The sequence below is a fragment of the Mycobacterium sp. 1482292.6 genome (assembly GCF_001672995.1).
Taxonomy (GTDB): Bacteria; Actinomycetota; Actinomycetes; order Mycobacteriales; family Mycobacteriaceae; genus Mycobacterium; species Mycobacterium europaeum_A.
The window spans coordinates 1-19,548 of the sequence record NZ_LZKV01000162.1; the positions used below are offsets into that span (position 1 = coordinate 1).

A 19,548-nucleotide genomic window follows, 5' to 3' on the forward strand; every position below is an offset into this window, starting at 1 on the left:
GGCCAGCTCGCCGGGCGTCTTGATCGGCGGTTTGTCCGACGGGATACGGCCGCCGAAGTCGTCGAACATGGTGAGCCGTGGCCGCCGCCGACCCCCGAGCCGGCCTTCAAGGCGGCCATCGCCCGGGCCAGCGAGGCGGCCGCCGCCGCGCGGCTGGATGCCGATCGAAACGCCAACGGCGGCAACGGTTCTCATGGCGCTCAGGGTGGCGGTAATCGGCAGGGCGATCCGCAGGGTCCCACCCAGCCCGACTACGGGGCCCCCGCCGGCTGGCGCGCGCCCGGCTGGCCGCCGCAGCAACAACAGCCGACTTACTGGCATCCGCAGCCCGGGCAGCAGCAGCCCTATTGGCAGCAACCGCCGCGCGGTTACCCGGGCCCCCAGGGCTATCCGGGACCGCAAGGCCATCCCGGCGGTCAGCAAAGTTATCCCGGTCAGCAGGGTGGAGCGGGTCACCCGGGTCAGGCGCACCCGTCGTACCCGCCGTATCCGCCGTATCCGCCGCCCGGCCAACCCGCCCCGGAGGGTGGGTCGCCGGACCGGCAGGATGACGACGTGAGCCGGTCCAACCCGCCGGCTCACGGCTGAGCAAACGGAGGATTCGATGGCCTTACGCGGTTTGGGGGCGGATACCGCGGTGCCCGCGACGCGCGCGTTCGATCAGGAGCGCGCCGAGGCTGCGGTCCGCGAGTTGCTGCACGCGATCGGCGAAGACCCCGACCGCGACGGCCTGCGCGAGACACCGGCCCGCGTCGCGCGCGCCTACCGCGAGATGTTCGCCGGGCTCTACACCGATCCCGACAGCGTGCTGAACACCATGTTCGACGAGGAGCACGACGAACTGGTGCTGGTCAAGGAGATTCCGCTGTACTCCACGTGTGAGCACCACCTGGTGGCGTTCCACGGTGTGGCCCACGTCGGCTACATCCCGGGCAACGACGGCCGGGTCACCGGCCTGTCGAAGATCGCCCGACTGGTCGACCTGTACTCGAAGCGGCCCCAGGTGCAGGAGCGGCTCACCAGCCAGATCGCCGACGCCCTGGTGAAAAAGCTCAACCCGCGTGGCGTGATCGTCGTGGTCGAGGCCGAACACCTGTGCATGGCGATGCGCGGTGTGCGTAAGCCCGGAGCGGTTACGACCACCTCGGCGGTGCGCGGCCTGTTCAAAACCAACGCGGCTTCTCGAGCGGAGGCGCTCGACCTGATCCTGCGTAAGTGAGTCTGGCGCCCGTGCAGGTAATGGGAGTTCTGAACGTCACTGACGATTCGTTCTCCGACGGCGGCCGCTACCTCGATCCCGACAAGGCGGTGGCGCACGGGTTGGCCTTGGTCGCCGACGGCGCCGACATCGTCGACGTCGGGGGAGAGTCGACCCGGCCCGGCGCCACGCGGATCGACCCCGGGGTCGAAACCGCCCGGGTTATACCCGTCGTCAAAGCGCTTGCGGCTCAAGGGATCACTGTCAGCATCGACACCATGCACGCCGATGTCGCGCGCGCGGCGCTGTGCGGCGGAGCGCGCATCGTCAACGACGTGTCCGGCGGCCGTGCCGATCCCGCGATGGCGCCCCTGCTGGCCGACGCGAAAGTGCCGTGGGTGCTGATGCATTGGCGATCGGTGTCGGCCGAGCGCCCGCACGCGGCGCCGCAGTACCGCGACGTGGTGGGCGAGGTGCGCGACGAGCTGCTGGCCAGCGTCGACGCCGCGGTGTCCGCCGGTGTCGACCCCGACAAGTTGATGATCGATCCCGGATTGGGGTTCGCCAAGACGGGACAACACAATTGGGCGCTGCTGCATGCCCTGCCGCAGCTGGTCGCCACCGGCATCCCGGTGCTGCTGGGTGCGTCGCGCAAACGGTTCCTCGGTACGTTGTTAGCCGGGGTCGACGGTGCGCCGCGACCGCCCGACGGGCGCGAGACGGCCACCGCGGTGGTGTCGGCGCTGGCCGCCCTGCACGGCGCCTGGGGGGTGCGGGTGCACGACGTGCGCGCCACGGTCGATGCCCTCAAGGTCGTAGCGGCCTGGACCGGCGGGTCGCACACGGAACTGGCTGGAGACAATGGCTGATCGAATCGAATTGCGCGGCTTGACGGTTCGCGGACAACACGGGGTGTTCGACCACGAGCGTGCCAACGGTCAGGACTTCGTCGTCGACATCACGGTGTGGATCGACCTCGCCGGCGCCGCCGCCAGCGACGAACTGGCCGACACCTATGACTACGCGGCGCTGGCCCGGCTGGCCGCCGACGTGGTGGCCGGGCCCGCGCGCAACCTGATCGAGACGGTCGGCGCCCAGATCGCCGACCAGGTGATGGACGACGAGCGCGTGCACGCCGTCGAGGTGGTGGTGCACAAGCCGCAGGCTCCGATCCCGCAGCAGTTCGCCGACGTCGCCGTGGTGGTGCGGCGGTCGCGCCGCGGCGGCCGCGGTTCGGTGGTTCCGGCGGGCGGGGCCCTATGACACGCGTGGTGCTGTCGATCGGCTCGAACCTGGGCGACCGGCTGGCCCGGTTGCAGTCCGTCGTCGACCGGCTGGGGGAGACGGTGCGCGCAGTGTCACCGGTGTACGAGACCGACCCCTGGGGCCGGGTGGATCAGGCGCCGTTCCTCAACGCGGTGGTGATCGCCGACGACCCGTCCCGGGACGGGCAGGCCTGGCTGCGCCGCGCGCAGGAATTCGAGCGGGCGGCGGGCCGCGTGCGCGGGGAGCGCTGGGGGCCGCGCACCCTCGACGTCGACCTGATCGCCTGCTACGGCCCGACCGAGGTGATCTCCCGGGAGAACAACCTGACGCTGCCGCACCCGCTGGCCCACCTCCGGGCATTCGTACTCATTCCCTGGCTGGACGTCGAGCCGGACGCGCGGCTGACCCTGGCCGATGGTCCGCAGCCGGTCGCGGGCCTGCTCGGCCAGCTGGAAGCGGCCGACCGGGACGGCGTCCGGCCGACCGACCTGACCCTGCGGCCGAACGGGAAGCCGGCCGATCGGGGGCCGACGACCTGATGGGACCCACCCGCAAGCGTGACCTGACCGCCGCGGTGGTGGGCACCGCCGTGGTGGGATACCTGCTGGTCAAGGGGCTATACCGGTGGTTTCCGCCGATCACCGTGTGGACCGGCCTGTCGCTGCTGGCGGTGGCCGTCGTCGAGGCGCTGTGGGCACGCTACGTCCGGGCGAAGATCAGCGAGGGCGAGATCGGCTCCGGCCCGGGCTGGCTGCATCCGCTCGCGGTGGCGCGCAGCCTGATGGTCGCCAAGGCCTCGGCCTGGGTCGGCGCGTTGATGCTGGGCTGGTGGGTCGGCATCCTGGTGTACTTCCTGCCCCGCAAATCGTGGTTGCGGGCGGCCGCCGAGGACACCACGGGGACCGTGGTCGCGGCCGTCAGCGCGCTGGCGCTGCTCGTTGCCGCGCTGTGGCTGCAACATTGCTGCAAGTCACCGCAGGATCCGACCGAGCACGGCGAGGGCGCGGAAAGCTAGCACTGGCAAGCCCGGGTGAGAATCGCCGGAGGCACGCGACACGCGGATTGACCTCCCGCAGGTACTCTCAGGCCATGACCGTTCTGTCCCGCGGCGCCCGGGTGCGGCGCGGCGGCCGCAGGCCGGGGTGGGTGCTCTTGACCGCGTTGCTGGTCCTCGCGATGGGGGCCAGCTCCGCATTGGTTTTCACCAATCGGGTGGAACTTCTCAAGCTCGCTGTAATCCTGGCGCTGTGGGCCGCAGTCGCCGGCGCCTTCGTTTCCGTGCTCTATCGACGCCAAAGCGACGCCGATCAGTCCCGGGTCCGCGACCTCAAGCTGGTCTACGACCTGCAGCTGGACCGGGAGATCTCGGCCCGGCGCGAATACGAACTGACCGTGGAGTCGCAGCTGCGCCGCGAGCTGGCCTCCGAGCTGCGCGCCCAGGCCGCCGACGATCTGGCCGAGTTGCGTGCGGAACTGTCCGCCCTGCGGACCAGCCTGGAAATCCTGTTCGACACCGATCTGGCGCAGCGCCCGGCCCTCGGGGGAACGCCCGAGGCCGAGCCGCAGCCGGAGCGCGCGTACAGCGAGTGGGATCGCAACGGCGAAAACCCGCGCGACAACCCCGTCGACTGGGTGTCCAGCGACCGCGTGACGTCGGTGCCGCAGGACAACCGCGACGACGCCATCATCGACGTGCCCGAAGAACCGCTGATCCCGCCTCGCCAGCAGCCGCCGCCCCGGCGCGAACGGGTCCGCAACCAGTACGAACCGGCGCCGGATCCGGCGTACGCCGAGCAGGCCGCATACGCCGAGGAGTCCGCGTACGCGCGACCGGCGGAACAACGGTTCGAGCCGCGTCAGCAACCGTCATCGCCGCCGGCGGCGCAGTTCCAACCGGAGCCGCAGCCCGAACCGGCGCCGGAACCCCAACGGCAGCCGCAGGCGCACTGGCCGGGCCAGGGCTGGCAGCCGGCCGCCGCGGGAGGGCTGTGGTTGCCACCCGGCACGCCGGGCAGCAATTGGGTCGGCGGTGATTCGCCGGGCGAATCGGCCGGCGGACGGCGGCGCGCCCGGCATTCGGGCGTCGACGACGCCTGGGATGGGATGCCCGTCGAGCCGGTCCCGCCTGCGCCGTACGGCGACTCCGGTCGCCGGGCGCGGTCGCGTCACTCCGCGGAGTACCGCGACTACGGCGCCCGCAATTCCTTGCCCGGCGACGAGGCCCCGGTCGTGTCCCCACCGGCCGCCGCGACGCCGTCCCCGCCACCGCCCCCGGCGCAACCGGGCCCGTCCGCCGCTGCGCCCCCGCCCCCGCGGCTGGCGCCGCCGCCGGCACCCGAGCAGGCGCCCCGGCACGGCGGCGACCCCCAGCAAGACGGCCCCGACGGCGCCGGCGAAGGCAGCTCGACGGGTGGTCAGTCGGTCGCCGACCTGCTGGCCCGCCTGCAGGTGCAGCCCTCCGAAGGAGGCCGGCGCCGCCGCCGCGAGAGCTGAGCTGGGAGCTTCCTCACATTGGGTAACGCCTGGTAATCGACTACAGTCGTACTGACCGAACGGTACCCACCAGGTGGGACCGGAACGAAACAAGATTCTGTGAGGTCGTCTGCGATGGTGCAGTTCGACGGTCTGCGCCCGGCTCGGCTCAAGGTGGGAATCATCTCGGCCGGCCGGGTCGGCACCGCCCTCGGTGTCGCGCTGGAGCGCGCGGACCACGTCGTGGTGGCGTGTAGCGCCATCTCCCGTGCGTCCCGGCAGCGCGCCGAGCGCCGGCTGCCCGACACCCCGGTGGCGGCGCCGCCGGAGGTGGCCGCCGGTGCCGAGCTGTTGCTGCTCGCGGTGCCCGACAGCGAGCTCGCCGGGCTGGTGTCCGGGCTGGCGGCGACGTCGGCGGTGCGGCCCGGAACCATCGTGGTCCACACGTCCGGCGCCAACGGGATCGGCATTCTCGAGCCGCTGGCCCGGGACGGCTGCATCCCGCTGGCGATCCACCCGGCGATGACATTCACCGGCTCCGACGAGGACATCAGCCGGCTGGCGGATTCCTGCTTCGGCGTCACCGCGGCCGACGAGGTCGGCTACGCGATCGGGCAATCGCTGGTCCTGGAGATGGGCGGGGAACCGTTCTGCGTGGCCGAGGATGCGCGCGTTCTGTACCACGCCGCGCTGGCCCATGCCGGCAACCACATCGTGACCGTGGTCGCCGACGCGCTCGACGCGCTGCGCGCCGCCCTGCGCGGCAGTGAACTGCTCGGCCAACAGACGGTCGACGACCAGCCGGGCGGCATCGCCGAACGCATCATCGGGCCGCTGGCCCGGGCCGCGCTGGAGAACACCCTGCAGCGCGGGCAGGCCGCGCTGACCGGCCCGGTCGCCCGTGGCGACGCGGCCGCGGTCGCCGGGCATCTGGCCGCGCTGACCGAGGTCTCCCCGGAACTGGCGCAGGCCTACCGGGTGAACGCCCTGCGGACCGCCCAGCGCGCGCACGCCCCCCGCGACGTCGTGGAGGTGCTCTCGCCATGAGCCCCGGCAGGCCGCCCGCCTTCACGGCGGGTGAACTCAACGTCTATTCCGCCCCGCGCGATGTCACCGAGGTCAGCCGGGCCCTGCGCCACACCGGGCGCCGGGTCATGCTGGTGCCCACCATGGGCGCGCTGCACGACGGGCACCTGGCATTGGTGCGCGCGGCCAAACGGGTGCCCGGTGCGGTGGTGGTCGTATCGATCTTCGTCAACCCGCTGCAGTTCGGCGCCGGCGAGGACCTCGACGCCTACCCGCGGACCCTGGATGACGACGTCGCCCTGCTGCGTGCCGAGGGCGTCGAAATCGTCTTCGCCCCAACGGCCGCCGCGATGTATCCCGATGGGCTACGCACCACCGTGCAGCCCGGACCGCTGGCCGCCGAGCTCGAGGGCGGGGCGCGGCCCACCCATTTCGCGGGCGTGCTGACCGTGGTGTGCAAGCTGCTGCAGATCGTGCGCCCGGACCGGATCTTCTTCGGCGAGAAGGACTATCAGCAGCTGGTGATGATCCGCCAGATGGCCGCCGACCTCAACATCGACACGCAGGTCGTGGGGGTGCCGACGGTCCGGGAGTCCGACGGCCTGGCGATGTCGTCGCGCAACCGCTACCTAAACCCCACCCAACGGGAACTGGCCGTGACGCTTTCGGCGGCGCTGACCGCCGGTGCGCACGCCGCTCACCACGGCGGTGCGGCCGCACTGGCCGCGGCCCGCGCGGTGCTCGACGCCGTGCCCGACCTCACCGTGGACTACCTGGAGCTGCGCGACGCCGGCCTGGGCCCGACGCCCGCCCACGGCTCGGCCCGGCTGCTGGTCGCGGCCCGGCTGGGCACCACCAGGCTGTTGGACAACATCGAACTGCAGATCGAAACACCCGCCGGCACCGCTGGGCCGGACGGACACTACGCCCAATCACCTTGGAGGAATTGATGCTACGGACGATGCTCAAGTCGAAGATCCACCGGGCCACGGTCACGCAGGCCGACCTGCACTACGTCGGCTCGGTGACCATCGACGCCGATCTGATGGACGCCGCGGACCTGCTCGAGGGCGAACAGGTGACCATCGTCGACATCGACAACGGCGCCCGGCTGGTCACCTATGCGATCACGGGCGAACGCGGCAGCGGGGTGATTGGAATCAACGGTGCCGCAGCGCATCTCGTGCACCCGGGCGACCTGGTTATTCTGATCGCTTACGGCACCATGGAAGAGGCCGAGGCGCGGGTGTACCAGCCGCGGATCGTCTTCGTCGACGCCGACAACAAGCCGATCGACCTCGGCCACGATCCGGCGTTCGTGCCCGCTGACGCGGCCGAGCTGCTGGATCCCCGGATCGTTGCGCGGTAGCCGTGCTGCTGGCGATCGACGTCCGTAACACCCACACCGTCGTCGGGCTGATCTCGGGATCCAAAGAGCACGCAAAGGTCGTGCAGCAGTGGCGGATTCGCACCGAAGCCGAGATCACCGCCGACGAACTGGCGCTGACGATCGACGGACTCATCGGCGACGACTCCGAACGGCTCACCGGAGCCGCGGCGCTGTCGACCGTCCCCTCGGTGCTGCACGAGGTGCGGCTGATGCTCGACCAGTACTGGCCGTCGGTGCCCCACGTGTTGATCGAACCCGGGGTGCGTACCGGCATCCCGCTGCTGGTCGACAACCCTAAGGAAGTCGGCGCCGACCGAATCGTCAACTGCCTGGCCGCCTTTCATCGCTTCAACAGCCCGGCCATCGTCATCGACTTCGGATCCTCGATCTGTGTGGACGTCGTGTCGGCCAAGGGCGAATTCCTCGGTGGGGCGATCGCGCCCGGATTGCAGGTGTCCTCCGACGCCGCCGCGGCCCGCTCGGCGGCGCTGCGCCGGGTGGAGCTGACCCGGCCCCGTTCGGTGGTCGGCAAGAACACCGTCGAGTGCATGCAGGCCGGTGCGGTGTTCGGGTTCGCCGGGCTGGTGGACGGTCTGGTCGGGCGGATTCGCGAGGATGTGGAGGGCTTTGCCGGCGACGACGTCGCGATCGTCGCCACGGGCCATACCGCGCCGCTGCTGCTGCCCGAACTGCAGACGGTCAGCCACTACGAGAAGCACCTGACGCTGGACGGCCTGCGGCTGATCTTCGAACGCAACCGCGACGCCCAGCGCGGCCGGCTCAAGACCGCACGCTGACGGCACCGCGCCCTCAAAGCCCGGTCCTTTAAGCTGGCACGTCGTGAGTGCCGACGACCTAGACATTCCCGAGCAGTACCGCATCCGCCGGGATAAGCGCGCTCGGCTGCTCGCCGAAGGCCACGACCCCTACCCGGTCGCCGTCGAACGCACCCACACGCTGGCGCAAGTCCGCGCCGCCCACCCCGACCTGCCGGTGGACACCGCGACCGACGACGTCGTCGGCGTCGCCGGCCGGGTGATCTTTGCCCGCAACTCCGGCAAACTCTGCTTCGCCACACTGCAGGAGGGCGACGGAACCAGCCTGCAGGTGATGATCAGCCTCGACAAGGTCGGCCGGCAATCCCTGGACGCGTGGAAGGCCGACGTCGACCTGGGCGACATCGTCTACGTGCACGGCAACGTGATCAGCTCACGGCGCGGCGAATTGTCCGTGCTGGCCGACTCCTGGCAGATGGCGTCCAAGTCGTTGCGTCCGCTGCCCGTCGCGCACAAGGACATGAGCGAAGAGGCGCGGGTACGGCAGCGCTACGTCGACCTGATCGTGCGCCCGCAGGCCCGCACGGTGGCCCGGCAGCGGATCGCCGTCATCCGCGCGATCCGCAACGCGCTGGACCGGCGCGGGTTTCTCGAAGTCGAAACCCCAATGTTGCAGACGCTGGCCGGTGGCGCGGCGGCGCGGCCCTTCATCACGCATTCCAATGCGCTCGACATCGATCTCTACTTGAGGATCGCACCGGAACTGTTCCTCAAGCGGTGCGTCGTCGGCGGTTTCGACAGAGTTTTCGAACTTAATCGCGTGTTCAGAAACGAAGGTGCGGATTCAACGCATTCTCCCGAATTCTCCATGCTGGAGACCTACCAGGCGTACGGCACCTATGACGATTCGGCAGTAGTGACGCGCGAGCTTATTCAAGAGGTGGCCGATGAGGCGATCGGAACCCGACAACTCCCGCTGCCCGACGGCAGTGTCTACGACATAGACGGAGAATGGGCTTCCATAGAAATGTACCCGTCGTTGTCCGCGGCACTCGGTGACGAGATCACGCCGGGGACCTCCGTCGAAGAACTGCTCGGCATCGCCGACCGGCTCGGCGTCGAGATCCCCCGCGACCGGGGTTACGGGCACGGAAAAATCGTCGAGGAACTCTGGGAGCACACGGTGGGCAACGAGCTCGTCGCCCCGACGTTTGTGCGGGATTTCCCGGTCGAGACAACGCCTTTGACGCGCCAGCACCGCAGCACCGCGGGCGTCACCGAGAAGTGGGACCTGTATGTGCGTGGCGTCGAGCTGGCCACCGGGTACTCCGAGCTGAACGATCCGGTCGTGCAGCGCGAGAGGTTCGCGGCGCAAGCGCGTGCTGCCGCCGCGGGCGACGACGAAGCCATGGTGCTCGACGAGGATTTCCTCGCCGCACTCGAGTACGCGATGCCCCCATGCACGGGAACGGGAATGGGTATCGACAGGTTGTTGATGACATTGACCGGTCTGTCAATTCGAGAGACAGTTTTGTTCCCGATTGTTCGGCCGCAGTCGTAGTTCAAAGTTTCAACTGTGCGGCTTCCGTACAGATTGAGTATGCTTCGCTGTTATGGCAGATTGGTGACCGGGGAGGTCCGATCCAATCTGCTCAGTATCCGCACAGGACGAAATGCGAGGGTAAGCCAATGGCAAAAAAAGTGACCGTCACCTTGGTCGATGATTTCGACGGTGCCGGCGCGGCCGACGAAACGGTGGAATTCGGGCTTGACGGGGTGACCTACGAGATTGATCTTTCGTCCAAGAATGCCGCGAAACTGCGCGGCGATCTCAAGCAATGGGTGGAGGCCGGCCGACGCGTCGGCGGCCGCCGGCGCGGGCGTTCCGGCTCGGGCCGCGGGCGCGGCGCGATCGACCGCGAGCAGAGCGCGGCCATCCGCGACTGGGCTCGCCGCAACGGGCACAACGTGTCGACGCGCGGGCGCATCCCGGCCGACGTGATCGACGCATTCCACGCGGCGACGTAGCAGCCGTACCGACCGGCGCCCGGGCCTTCGAGCCTGGGCGCCGGTTTGTCATTTCGCTGGGCGCGAAACAATAGTCGGGCGGCTTGGGAAACGAATTGGAAGTGCGCGACGTTTCTTCAGTTACGGCGCGCAACGCCGCAGGCAGTCGCAGGTGAGATCGGCCCTGGAAAGGGCACCGGAAGACCGGGCGGCTCCGCAGCGAAGAAGGCGCCGGCAAGGTTAGGCCCGCCGGCAAGCCGACCATTACAGTGGAGGCAGGTACGCGATTCCGGCCACAGGAGACCGGCAGGATTGCTCGAACGGCCGCTAACCAGTTTGTACCGATGTTGAGGGAGAGCAGGTAACCCGATGTTTGAAAGATTCACCGACCGAGCACGGCGGGTCGTCGTCTTGGCGCAAGAAGAAGCCCGGATGCTCAACCACAACTACATCGGCACCGAGCACATCCTGCTGGGTTTGATCCACGAAGGTGAAGGCGTCGCAGCGAAGTCGCTGGAGTCGCTGGGCATCTCGCTCGAGGGCGTCCGCAGCCAGGTCGAGGAAATCATCGGCCAGGGCCAGCAGGCCCCGTCCGGGCACATCCCGTTCACCCCGCGCGCCAAGAAGGTTCTGGAGCTGAGCCTGCGGGAGGCGCTGCAGCTCGGCCACAATTACATCGGCACCGAGCACATTTTGCTGGGGCTGATCCGCGAGGGCGAGGGCGTGGCCGCGCAGGTGCTGGTGAAGCTCGGCGCCGAACTGACCCGGGTGCGCCAGCAGGTGATCCAGCTGCTGAGCGGCTACCAGGGCAAGGAAGCCGCGGAGGCCGGCACCGGTGGCCGCGGCGGCGAATCCGGCAGCCCGTCCACGTCGTTGGTGCTCGACCAGTTCGGCCGCAACCTGACCGCCGCCGCGATGGAGGGCAAGCTCGACCCGGTCATCGGCCGCGAGAAGGAAATCGAGCGGGTGATGCAGGTGCTGAGCCGGCGCACCAAGAACAACCCGGTGCTGATCGGCGAGCCGGGCGTCGGTAAGACCGCCGTCGTCGAGGGCTTGGCGCAGGCGATCGTGCACGGCCAGGTCCCGGAGACCCTGAAGGACAAGCAGCTCTACACCCTCGACCTGGGTTCGCTGGTGGCGGGCAGCCGCTACCGCGGTGACTTCGAGGAGCGCCTGAAGAAGGTGCTCAAGGAGATCAACACCCGCGGCGACATCATCCTGTTCATCGACGAGCTGCACACCCTGGTGGGTGCCGGCGCCGCCGAGGGCGCGATCGACGCCGCGAGCATCCTCAAGCCCAAGCTGGCCCGCGGCGAGCTGCAGACCATCGGTGCCACCACGCTCGACGAGTACCGCAAGTACATCGAGAAGGACGCCGCCCTGGAGCGCCGCTTCCAGCCCGTGCAGGTGGGCGAGCCGACCGTCGAGCACACCATCGAGATCCTCAAGGGTCTGCGTGACCGTTACGAGGCGCATCACCGGGTGTCGATCACCGACGGCGCGATGGTGGCCGCGGCCACCCTGGCCGACCGGTACATCAACGACCGGTTCCTGCCCGACAAGGCGATCGACCTGATCGACGAGGCCGGGGCGCGGATGCGGATCCGCCGGATGACCGCGCCGCCAGACCTGCGCGAGTTCGACGAGAAGATCGCCGAGGCGCGCCGGGAGAAGGAATCGGCGATCGACGCCCAGGACTTCGAGAAGGCCGCGAGCCTGCGCGACCGCGAGAAGCAACTGGTGGGCCAGCGCGCCGAGCGCGAAAAGCAGTGGCGCTCGGGCGATCTCGACGTGGTCGCCGAGGTCGACGACGAGCAGATCGCCGAGGTGCTGGGCAACTGGACCGGCATCCCGGTGTTCAAGCTCACCGAGGCCGAGACCACCCGCCTGCTGCGCATGGAGGATGAGCTGCACAAGCGGATCATCGGCCAGGAGGACGCCGTCAAGGCCGTCTCCAAGGCGATCCGCCGCACCCGGGCCGGGCTGAAAGACCCCAAGCGCCCGTCGGGTTCGTTCATCTTCGCCGGCCCGTCCGGTGTCGGTAAGACCGAGCTGTCCAAGGCACTGGCCAACTTCCTGTTCGGCGACGACGACGCGCTCATCCAGATCGACATGGGTGAGTTCCACGACCGGTTCACCGCGTCGCGGTTGTTCGGCGCCCCGCCGGGATACGTCGGCTACGAGGAGGGCGGCCAGCTCACCGAGAAGGTGCGGCGCAAGCCGTTCTCGGTGGTGCTGTTCGACGAGATCGAGAAGGCCCACCAGGAGATCTACAACAGCCTGTTGCAGGTCCTCGAGGACGGCCGGCTCACCGACGGTCAGGGCCGCACGGTCGACTTCAAGAACACCGTGCTGATCTTCACCTCGAACCTCGGCACCGGCGACATCTCCAAGCCGGTGGGCCTCGGCTTCACCCAGGGTGGCGGTGAGAACAACTACGAGCGGATGAAGCAGAAGGTCAACGACGAGCTGAAGAAGCACTTCCGCCCGGAGTTCCTCAACCGCATCGACGACATCATCGTCTTCCACCAGCTGACCAAGGACGAGATCATCAAGATGGTCGACCTGATGATCAACCGCGTCGCGACCCAGCTCAAGAGCAAGGACATGGCCCTCGAGCTGACGGACAAGGCCAAGGCGTTGCTGGCCAAGCGCGGCTTCGACCCGGTGCTGGGTGCCCGCCCGCTGCGGCGCACCATCCAGCGCGAGATCGAGGACCAGCTGTCGGAGAAGATCCTCTTCGAGGAGGTCGGTCCGGGCCAGGTCGTCACGGTCGACGTCGACGACTGGGACGGCGAAAGCGCCGGCGAGGACGCAAAGTTCACCTTCACCGGCACCCGCAAGCCGCCGGCCGAGCCGGACCTGGCCAAGGCGGGGGCGCACAGCGCCGCGGACCCGGGGCCGGACGCGCAGTAGCAGTCAACAGAAAACGGGCGGTAACTCCTACGCGGACTACCGCCCGTTTTCGCTGCGCCCTACACTGACCGTTGTCATCGACGTGTCACGGAATCTGGTGAAAGTCCAGAACGGTCGCGCCACTGTCCACAGTCAGACCCGAGACTCGTCACACCCAGCGGGGACGCGTTATCCCCAGAAGGAGCCGATTGTGTCCCACCCGCAGCTCACCGGCAGCCGCACCCGATCGATCGATCTTTCGGCGGCGAGCACCGCGCTCTGGCTGGCGGCGACCGTCTTCCTCGCGCTGCTGGCGCTGTACTTCGTCGGCGTCGACCAGGGGGCGGTGTCGTTGTTCGGCAGCGACTCGCACGTGCACGAGTTCGTGCACGATGCGCGGCATCTGCTCGGCTTCCCCTGCCACTGACCCGATCTCGTGGGGAAACGCCTGATCGCGGGCGGTCTGCTGGCGGGTGCCGTCGGCGCGGTGCTGGCGTTCGTCTTCGCCCGCCTGTGCGCCGAGCCCGTCATCGGCCGCGCAATCGCTTTTGAAGACGGCCGCACCGACGCCGAGAATGCGCACGGCGTGCACGAGCACGGCGCCGAGTTGTTCACCCGCGGTGTGCAGTCGGGCCCCGGGCTCGGCTTCGGTGTGCTGATCTTCGGCCTCGCCATGGGCGCGCTGTTCGCCGTGCTGTTCAGCGTGGTCTATGCGCGCACGGAAACCGCTCGGCCGCAAGCGCTTTCGCTGCTGCTGGCGGCCGGCGCGTTCGGGGCGGTGTACCTGGTGCCGTTCGTGAAGTATCCGCCGAATCCGCCGGCGGTCGGACAGGCCGACACCATCGGGGCGCGCACCGGCTGGTACCTGGTGATGGTGGCGGTTTCGGTGGCGCTGGCGATCGGCGCCGTATGGCTGGCGCGGCGCCTCGCCGCGCGGTTCGGCGGGTGGAACGCCGGCCTGCTGGCGGCCGCGGCGTATCTGGTGGCCGTCGTCGTGGCGGCGGTGGCGCTGCCGAGCGTGGACGAGACTCCCGAGCCGCTGCGCGACGCCGCGGGGACCATCGTCTATCCGGGATTTCCCGCCGACGTGCTCTACGAGTTCCGGCTGCTGTCGCTGGCCACCCAGCTGGTGTTGTGGGCGGCCGTCGGGCTGGTCTTCGCGGCGATCAGCGGGCGCCTGCTCGGCGCGCGGACGAAGCAGGTGCCGAGCATCGCGGCGTGACCGACGTGCTCCGGCTGACCCTGGTGTCGCATGGCATGACCGATGCCATGGCCGACAAGCGTTTTCCCGCCGACGAGCCGCTGAACGCGATCGGCCGCCGCGAGGTCGAAGCGGTGGGCGGCCTCGTCGCCGCCGCGCCGCGGCAGCTGGTCGCGCCCGAGCGGCGCACCGGGCAGACCGCGAAACTGCTTGGGCTGCACGCCGAAACCGAGCCACGGTTGGCCGATCTCGACTGCGGACGCTGGCGTGGCGCGGCGCTTGCGGCCGTGCCGCCCACCGAACTCGAGGTGTGGCTGAGCCGGCCGGGCGCCGCGCCGCACGGCGGTGAATCGATCGCCGACCTGATCTCGCGGATGTCGCACTGGTTGGAGTCGTTGATCCCCAACCCATTACGGACGGTAGCGGTGACCCATCCGGCGGTGATCCGCGCGGCGGTCGTGGCGGCGTTGGACGCCGACCCGGCGTCGTTTTGGCGCATCGACGTGGCGCCGGCCGGGCGCATCGTCATGCATTTCCGGGACGGCCGTTGGACGCTGCGGTTGTGAGAGTCAGCGCGGGGCGATCAACGCGAAGGCCTGTTTGGCGATCTTGAGCATCCAGCTGGTCACGGTGGGCCCGTGATCGCGCGGCCAGTTCAGCTGGAAGCTCACCACCCACGGCTGCTGCGTCTTATCGACGGCATACCAGCTGAACGTCAAATCACCCGGCAGGCCACCGGCTTTCGCGCCGATGTACGGCCAGACGTTGTGGTCGAGCTGGATACCCGCGACCGCGGACAGGATCTCGCGCACCGGTGCGGCCTTGCCGACCGCGTCGGCCTGCAGCGCCGCGTGAACCCGGCAGATGTCCTCGGCGTTGCCGTACCACTCCGCGCCGTAGGAGGACGCCGGCGAGTGCGCGCGCATCGGATCAGGGTCATACGGCGTCGAATTCGCCTGCTCGAGCAGCTGACCGCGGACCTGTGGCGACCCGTGCTCCCACTGGTTGCGCAGGTCGGGCCTGCCCCAGCCGACGGAGAACAGCTCGTACATGGTGGGGAACGGGGTCATGCTGGCCGGGTCGTGATGGCCGGCCGTGGCGAGCGCTTGCTCGATCGCGTGCGTGCCCAGCCGCCCGATCAGCAAGTCGGTGGCCATGTTGTCACTGGTGGCGATCATCTTCTCGGCGGCGGTGCGCACCGAAACATGCGCTCCGGCAGGCAATGCCAATCCCGACGAGCCCACGGCCCGGCTCTTTTCGGTCACGGTCAACTGGTCGTCCCAGGACACCGTGCCGTCCTTGATCGCGCCCGCCAGCGCGTGCAACACGTAGAGCTTGAAAATGGATGCCAGCGGCAAAGATTGGTGCGTGTTGGTGCCCGCCACCGGCTCGCAGCGCCCGTCGTCGACCTTGGCGACCTGATAGGAGTAGCGCGCACCGGTCTTGCTCAGCACCGCGTCGATGTCGTGCCACGAGTTGATGGTCGGTGCCTGGGTGTCGAGGTCGAAATGATCCACATAACCGCCGTCGTCGGTGTGGATCCGGATGTCTTGCCGGGCACCGTAGGACGACGTCAGGTGCAGGGTCGCCACGCTCGCGCCCAGGTCGACGCCGTCGAGGGTGAACGGACGGTCCCACCACAGCGCCTCCATGGTGGTCTCCACCGACTCGACCTTGTCGGGTGCGGCGAGGGTGCCGACCCCGACCGGGCCGATGGGCCAGTCGGAGTTGAGCATGTCCAGCGTCTGCTGGGCCCGGACGCCGGGTGGGGTCCGGGTGTCGATCTGCCGCCCCGGATTGGCCGCGTTGGCCTGCGGGGACGGATTGGGGGCGCAACCGGGCGCCAGTGTCACTACCAGTGCGGCGGCCGCGCTCGCCGTCAATGCGCGGCGCCGCGCCGATAAGCCGCTAGCCAGCCTGCTTGTTGCCGGCAACGTCCATCACAACCTCGAATTCCAGCAGCGAGGCCCCGGTGGCCACCGGCTTCGCCCGCTCCCCGGAGTGCGCTTCGATGGCGGGCCCCTGCGCCCAGGCCTGGAATGCCTCTTCGGACTCCCACTGGGTCACCACGAAGTAGCGGTTCTCGCCCTTGATCGGGCGGAGCAGCTGAAAGCCGAGGAAGCCGGGCTGGTTGTCGACGGCGTGCGCCCGGTGGGCGAACCGCTTCTCCAGCTCCGGGCCGGCGTCGGCGGGTACTTCGATTGCGTTGATCTTCACCACTGGCGACATGCCGCTAGGCTACCCCGCCCATCCCGGTGCCGGGGCCCTGGGCGGTGCACGCAAGATGGTGCTATGCCCAGCGATCTGTTGACTTGCCACGGGGGAGAGGGCGACCCGCTGGTGCTGGTGCACGGCCTGATGGGACGGGGAACCACCTGGCCGCGCCAGCTGCCGTGGCTGACCGGGCTGGGCACCGTCTACACCTACGACGCGTTGTGGCACCGGGGCCGCGACGTCGACGATCCGCACCCGATCAGCACCGAACGGTTCGTGGCCGATCTGGCCGACGCGGTGAGCACGCTGGCCGGCCCGGTGCGGATGGTCGGGCATTCGATGGGCGCCCTGCACTCGTGGTGTTTGGCCGCCGAACACCCGGAACTGGTGTCCGCCCTGGTGCTCGAGGACATGGCGCCGGACTTCCGCGGCCGCACCACCGGCCCCTGGGAACCGTGGCTGCATGCCCTCCCGGTCGAATTCGATTCCGCCGAGCGGGTTTTCGCCGAGTTCGGCCCCGTCGCGGGCCAGTATTTCCTGGAGGCCTTCGATCGGACCGAAACCGGTTGGCGGCTGCATGGTCACACCGCGCGCTGGATCGAGATCGCCGCGGAATGGGGCACCCGCGACTACTGGGCACAGTGGCGCGCGGTGCGCGCCCCCGCGCTGCTCATCGAGGCTGGCAACTCCGTCACCCCGCCGGGCCAGATGCAAGAGATGGCGGAAATATCAAGCGGTGCAACATATTTGAAGGCCCCGCAGGCCGGTCACCTGATCCACGACGAAGCGCCGCAGCTGTACCGCCAGGCCGTCGAGTCATTCCTCGCCGGCTAGGGCGAAGCGCCCGTCGCGCGTCTGCGTCACCAGCCCGTCGGCCAGCAGCGAATACAGCGCCCGGTCGCGCTGCGCGGTGTCGGTCAGCCACGCCACATCCAGCTCGGCTCGGGTCACCGGAGAATCGTTGGCGCGCAACACATCCATCAACCGACCGCGGACCTGGCGGTCGGTTCCGGCGTAGGTCTGGACGCGACGGGCCGGCCCCTGCGCGGGCGGATAACCGGCGCTTCGCCACCCGCAGCTGCCCAGCGGGCACAGCCCGCAACGCGGCGCGCGCGCCGTACACACCGTCGCGCCCAGCTCCATCAGCGCCACGGAGAACCTCGGTGCCGTGGCGTCGGCGGGCAGCAGCGCCGACACGTCGGCGTGGTCGCGCGTCGCGGACGGCGCGCCCGCGTCGGCCAGGCCGTGCACCACCCGCGCCACCACCCGGCGAACGTTGGTGTCCACCACCGGAACCGGCTGCTGGTACGCGAAGCAGGCGATCGCCCGGGCGGTGTAACTGCCGACACCGGGCAGCGTCAGCAAGGTCTCGACGTCCTCGGGAACCTCGTCGCCGTAGTCGCGGGCGATCACGATCGCGCACTCGTGTAACCGCTTGGCCCGCCGCGGGTAGCCCAGCTTGCCCCACGCGCGCAGCACGTCGGCCGCGCTGGCCGCGGCCGTGGCCGACGCGGTGGGCCAGCGTTGCACCCAGTCCGTCCAGATCGGCAACACCCGCGCCACCGGCGTCTGCTGCAGCATGAATTCGCTGACCAGAATCTGCCAGGCGCTCACCCCCGGCTCGCGCCACGGCAGATCGCGGCGCGCGATGTCGTACCACCCCAGAAGTTCATTCGCCGGGATTGGAGGTCGGCTAGTCACGGGCAACCGCGGCACAGCACAATGTGTGCCATGCCCAACACCACTCCGGCAACAGCATGGAAAACACTCAAAGAGGGTAACGAGCGATTCGTCGCCGGCCGCCCCGAGCATCCGAACCAAAGCGTCGAGCGTCGCGCGAGTCTGGCCTCCGGCCAACAGCCGATCGCGGCCGTGTTCGCCTGTGCGGACAGCCGGGTGGCCGCCGAGCTGCTCTTCGACCAGGGACTGGGCGACATCTTCGTGGTTCGCACCGCCGGGCAGGCGATCGACACGGCGGTATTGGGCTCCATCGAGTACGCCGTCGCGGTGCTCGACGTTCCGCTCGTCGTCGTCGTCGGCCATTCCGGCTGCGGCGCGGTCAAGGCGGCCGTGGGGGCGATCGATGACGGCGCGGTGCCCGGCGGTTTCGTGCGCGACGTGGTGGAACGGGTGGCCCCGTCCATCCTGGTCGGCCGGCGCGACGGCCTGAGCAGCGTCGACGAGTTCGAGAAGCGGCACGTCGCCGAAACCGTCGCGCAGCTGGCGGCCCGCTCGACGATCATCGCCGAGCGGTTGGCCGCGGGCACGCTGGCGATCGCCGGCGTGACCTATCAGCTCGCCGACGGCCGGGCCGAGCTGTCCGACCACGCCGGCGACCTGGGCGAGTAACCAGCGGCGGATACGGCCCGCCGCCCCGATGGCGGGCCGCTACTACACGGCGGTCGGCCAGCAAACCGGGCGACACGCCGAGGCGGGTCAGCCGAATCGACGTGACCTGGGCCTACGCTGCGAACGTGCTCGATCTGGAACCGCGTGGCCCGCTACCCACCGAGATCTACTGGCGGCGCAGAGGCCTGGCCATTGGTATCGCGGTCGTCGTGATCGGGATCGTGGCCGCCGTCGTCATCGCCTTCATGGGAAACAGCGCGGGAGCCAAGCCCGCCAACGCCGACAAAGCCAGCGCCGCCGCCAACAAGCCGGGATCGCCTGCGCCCCAGGCGCCCCCGCCGCCCGGACCCGAGGGCCCCGCCCCGGCCGTGCCGCCGGCGCAGGGACAGAACCCCGAGACCCCCACCCCCACCGCCGCGGTGCAGCCCCCGCCGGTGCTCAAAGAGGGCGACGACTGCCCCGACTCGACGCTGGCGGTCAAGGGCCTGACCAACGCGCCCCAGTACTTCATCGGTGACCAGCCGAAGTTCACCATGGTCGTCACCAACATCGGACTGGTGGCCTGCAAGCGCGACGTCGGCGCCGCGGTGCTGGCGGCCTACGTCTACTCGCTGGACAACAAGCGGCTGTGGTCGAACCTGGACTGCGCGCCGTCCAACGAGACGCTGATCAAGACCTTCACCCCGGGCGAGCAGGTGACCACCGCGGTGACGTGGACGGGCATGGGCTCGGCGCCGCACTGCCCGCTGCCGCG

22 protein-coding genes and 2 pseudogenes are annotated in these 19,548 nt (G+C 69.5%); 20 read left to right on the forward strand and 4 right to left on the reverse strand.

Annotated elements, in window-relative coordinates:
* Positions 1-87: pseudogene (locus A5624_RS29535) on the reverse strand (hypothetical protein); the annotation flags it as partial.
* Between A5624_RS29535 and A5624_RS27505 the strand changes: the two are divergent.
* From A5624_RS27505 to A5624_RS16905, 17 genes and pseudogenes are all read left to right on the forward strand, one after another.
* Positions 61-588: pseudogene (locus tag A5624_RS27505) on the forward strand (cell division protein FtsH); the annotation flags it as partial. The pseudogenes A5624_RS29535 and A5624_RS27505 overlap by 27 nt on opposite strands.
* 16 nt (positions 589-604) lie before the next feature.
* On the forward strand, positions 605-1,219 hold the full coding sequence (gene folE, locus A5624_RS16830) for a GTP cyclohydrolase I FolE (RefSeq protein ID WP_066868383.1): 615 nt from the start codon (positions 605-607) through the stop codon (positions 1,217-1,219).
* Positions 1,216-2,067 (forward strand): dihydropteroate synthase, encoded by an 852-nt coding sequence (folP, locus tag A5624_RS16835; protein ID WP_197518975.1) that lies wholly within the window; start codon positions 1,216-1,218, stop codon positions 2,065-2,067. The genes folE and folP overlap by 4 nt, the downstream gene beginning before the upstream one ends.
* Complete coding sequence (gene folB / locus A5624_RS16840; protein ID WP_066868388.1) at positions 2,060-2,461, forward strand: dihydroneopterin aldolase; 402 nt, start codon at positions 2,060-2,062, stop codon at positions 2,459-2,461. The genes folP and folB overlap by 8 nt, the downstream gene beginning before the upstream one ends.
* Entirely contained in the window at positions 2,458-3,003 is a 546-nt protein-coding gene (folK, locus tag A5624_RS16845) for a 2-amino-4-hydroxy-6-hydroxymethyldihydropteridine diphosphokinase (RefSeq protein WP_066868390.1), read from the forward strand. Before folB ends, folK begins: the two co-directional genes overlap by 4 nt.
* The gene (locus A5624_RS16850) at positions 3,003-3,479 is read left to right on the forward strand and encodes a DUF3180 domain-containing protein (RefSeq protein ID WP_066868391.1); all 477 of its coding nucleotides are present in this window, start codon (positions 3,003-3,005) and stop codon (positions 3,477-3,479) included. Before folK ends, A5624_RS16850 begins: the two co-directional genes overlap by 1 nt.
* A 74-nt stretch (positions 3,480-3,553) precedes the next feature.
* Positions 3,554-4,957 (forward strand): DUF6779 domain-containing protein, encoded by a 1,404-nt coding sequence (locus tag A5624_RS16855; RefSeq protein WP_066868393.1) that lies wholly within the window; start codon positions 3,554-3,556, stop codon positions 4,955-4,957.
* A 114-nt stretch (positions 4,958-5,071) separates the two neighbouring features.
* Positions 5,072-5,983 carry a Rossmann-like and DUF2520 domain-containing protein gene (locus A5624_RS16860; protein ID WP_066868395.1) on the forward strand — a complete coding sequence of 304 codons (912 nt, stop codon included), beginning with the start codon at positions 5,072-5,074 and terminating at the stop codon, positions 5,981-5,983.
* The gene (gene panC, locus A5624_RS16865; RefSeq protein WP_066868397.1) at positions 5,980-6,912 is read left to right on the forward strand and encodes a pantoate--beta-alanine ligase; all 933 of its coding nucleotides are present in this window, start codon (positions 5,980-5,982) and stop codon (positions 6,910-6,912) included. The genes A5624_RS16860 and panC overlap by 4 nt, the downstream gene beginning before the upstream one ends.
* Positions 6,912-7,331, forward strand: a complete 420-nt coding sequence (gene panD / locus A5624_RS16870; RefSeq protein WP_066868400.1) for an aspartate 1-decarboxylase — start codon at positions 6,912-6,914, stop codon at positions 7,329-7,331. The genes panC and panD overlap by 1 nt, the downstream gene beginning before the upstream one ends.
* 2 nt (positions 7,332-7,333) lie before the next feature.
* The gene (locus tag A5624_RS16875) at positions 7,334-8,149 is read left to right on the forward strand and encodes a type III pantothenate kinase (RefSeq protein WP_066868401.1); all 816 of its coding nucleotides are present in this window, start codon (positions 7,334-7,336) and stop codon (positions 8,147-8,149) included.
* 43 nt (positions 8,150-8,192) lie between these two features.
* Entirely contained in the window at positions 8,193-9,689 is a 1,497-nt protein-coding gene (lysS, locus tag A5624_RS16880; RefSeq protein WP_066868402.1) for a lysine--tRNA ligase, read from the forward strand.
* Between the two features lie 128 nt (positions 9,690-9,817).
* Positions 9,818-10,156, forward strand: coding sequence for a histone-like nucleoid-structuring protein Lsr2 (lsr2, locus tag A5624_RS16885; protein ID WP_066868403.1), 339 nt, complete (start codon positions 9,818-9,820; stop codon positions 10,154-10,156).
* Between the two features lie 348 nt (positions 10,157-10,504).
* Positions 10,505-13,051, forward strand: a complete 2,547-nt coding sequence (clpC1, locus tag A5624_RS16890; RefSeq protein WP_066868404.1) for an ATP-dependent protease ATP-binding subunit ClpC — start codon at positions 10,505-10,507, stop codon at positions 13,049-13,051.
* A 190-nt stretch (positions 13,052-13,241) separates the two neighbouring features.
* On the forward strand, positions 13,242-13,457 hold the full coding sequence (locus A5624_RS16895; RefSeq protein ID WP_066868405.1) for a CbtB domain-containing protein: 216 nt from the start codon (positions 13,242-13,244) through the stop codon (positions 13,455-13,457).
* Between the two features lie 9 nt (positions 13,458-13,466).
* A complete protein-coding gene (locus A5624_RS16900; protein ID WP_066868406.1) occupies positions 13,467-14,252 on the forward strand; it encodes a CbtA family protein in 786 nt (261 codons plus the stop codon).
* Positions 14,249-14,797, forward strand: a complete 549-nt coding sequence (locus A5624_RS16905) for a histidine phosphatase family protein (RefSeq protein ID WP_066868408.1) — start codon at positions 14,249-14,251, stop codon at positions 14,795-14,797. Before A5624_RS16900 ends, A5624_RS16905 begins: the two co-directional genes overlap by 4 nt.
* A 3-nt stretch (positions 14,798-14,800) precedes the next feature.
* Here the strand turns inward: A5624_RS16905 and A5624_RS16910 are convergent, their stop codons facing one another.
* Positions 14,801-16,165 (reverse strand): serine hydrolase, encoded by a 1,365-nt coding sequence (locus A5624_RS16910; RefSeq protein ID WP_066868411.1) that lies wholly within the window; start codon positions 16,163-16,165, stop codon positions 14,801-14,803.
* A complete protein-coding gene (gene mhuD / locus A5624_RS16915; protein ID WP_007772332.1) occupies positions 16,140-16,460 on the reverse strand; it encodes a mycobilin-forming heme oxygenase MhuD in 321 nt (106 codons plus the stop codon). Before mhuD ends, A5624_RS16910 begins: the two co-directional genes overlap by 26 nt.
* A 63-nt stretch (positions 16,461-16,523) precedes the next feature.
* Here mhuD and A5624_RS16920 point away from each other — a divergent pair, with 63 nt between their 5' ends.
* The gene (locus A5624_RS16920) at positions 16,524-17,279 is read left to right on the forward strand and encodes an alpha/beta fold hydrolase (protein ID WP_066868413.1); all 756 of its coding nucleotides are present in this window, start codon (positions 16,524-16,526) and stop codon (positions 17,277-17,279) included.
* Here A5624_RS16920 and A5624_RS16925 read toward each other — a convergent pair.
* Positions 17,262-18,161: an A/G-specific adenine glycosylase gene (locus A5624_RS16925; RefSeq protein WP_066868414.1), complete on the reverse strand. Its 900-nt coding sequence runs from the start codon at positions 18,159-18,161 to the stop codon at positions 17,262-17,264. The two genes, A5624_RS16920 and A5624_RS16925, sit on opposite strands and share 18 nt — an antisense overlap.
* 15 nt (positions 18,162-18,176) lie before the next feature.
* Here A5624_RS16925 and A5624_RS16930 point away from each other — a divergent pair, with 15 nt between their 5' ends.
* Together A5624_RS16930 and A5624_RS16935 are read left to right on the forward strand one after the other, a co-directional pair.
* The gene (locus A5624_RS16930; RefSeq protein WP_066868416.1) at positions 18,177-18,794 is read left to right on the forward strand and encodes a carbonic anhydrase; all 618 of its coding nucleotides are present in this window, start codon (positions 18,177-18,179) and stop codon (positions 18,792-18,794) included.
* Between the two features lie 125 nt (positions 18,795-18,919).
* A partial coding sequence (locus A5624_RS16935; RefSeq protein WP_156749056.1) for a hypothetical protein occupies positions 18,920-19,548 on the forward strand: 629 nt, incomplete at its 3' end.

What these genes read in the sequence shown, in the direction of transcription:
- panD (WP_066868400.1), top strand. Translation starts at nt 6,912, where the DNA reads ATGCTACGGACGATGCTCAAGTCGAAGATCCACCGGGCCACGGTCACG.
- A5624_RS16855 (WP_066868393.1), top strand. Translation starts at nt 3,554, where the DNA reads ATGACCGTTCTGTCCCGCGGCGCCCGGGTGCGGCGCGGCGGCCGCAGG.
- lsr2 (WP_066868403.1), top strand. Translation starts at nt 9,818, where the DNA reads ATGGCAAAAAAAGTGACCGTCACCTTGGTCGATGATTTCGACGGTGCC.
- panC (WP_066868397.1), top strand. Translation starts at nt 5,980, where the DNA reads ATGAGCCCCGGCAGGCCGCCCGCCTTCACGGCGGGTGAACTCAACGTC.
- clpC1 (WP_066868404.1), top strand. Translation starts at nt 10,505, where the DNA reads ATGTTTGAAAGATTCACCGACCGAGCACGGCGGGTCGTCGTCTTGGCG.
- A5624_RS16860 (WP_066868395.1), top strand. Translation starts at nt 5,072, where the DNA reads ATGGTGCAGTTCGACGGTCTGCGCCCGGCTCGGCTCAAGGTGGGAATC.
- A5624_RS16920 (WP_066868413.1), top strand. Translation starts at nt 16,524, where the DNA reads ATGCCCAGCGATCTGTTGACTTGCCACGGGGGAGAGGGCGACCCGCTG.
- A5624_RS16930 (WP_066868416.1), top strand. Translation starts at nt 18,177, where the DNA reads ATGCCCAACACCACTCCGGCAACAGCATGGAAAACACTCAAAGAGGGT.
- folB (WP_066868388.1), top strand. Translation starts at nt 2,060, where the DNA reads ATGGCTGATCGAATCGAATTGCGCGGCTTGACGGTTCGCGGACAACAC.
- folE (WP_066868383.1), top strand. Translation starts at nt 605, where the DNA reads ATGGCCTTACGCGGTTTGGGGGCGGATACCGCGGTGCCCGCGACGCGC.
- folK (WP_066868390.1), top strand. Translation starts at nt 2,458, where the DNA reads ATGACACGCGTGGTGCTGTCGATCGGCTCGAACCTGGGCGACCGGCTG.
- A5624_RS16850 (WP_066868391.1), top strand. Translation starts at nt 3,003, where the DNA reads ATGGGACCCACCCGCAAGCGTGACCTGACCGCCGCGGTGGTGGGCACC.
- mhuD (WP_007772332.1), bottom strand. Translation starts at nt 16,460, where the DNA reads ATGTCGCCAGTGGTGAAGATCAACGCAATCGAAGTACCCGCCGACGCC.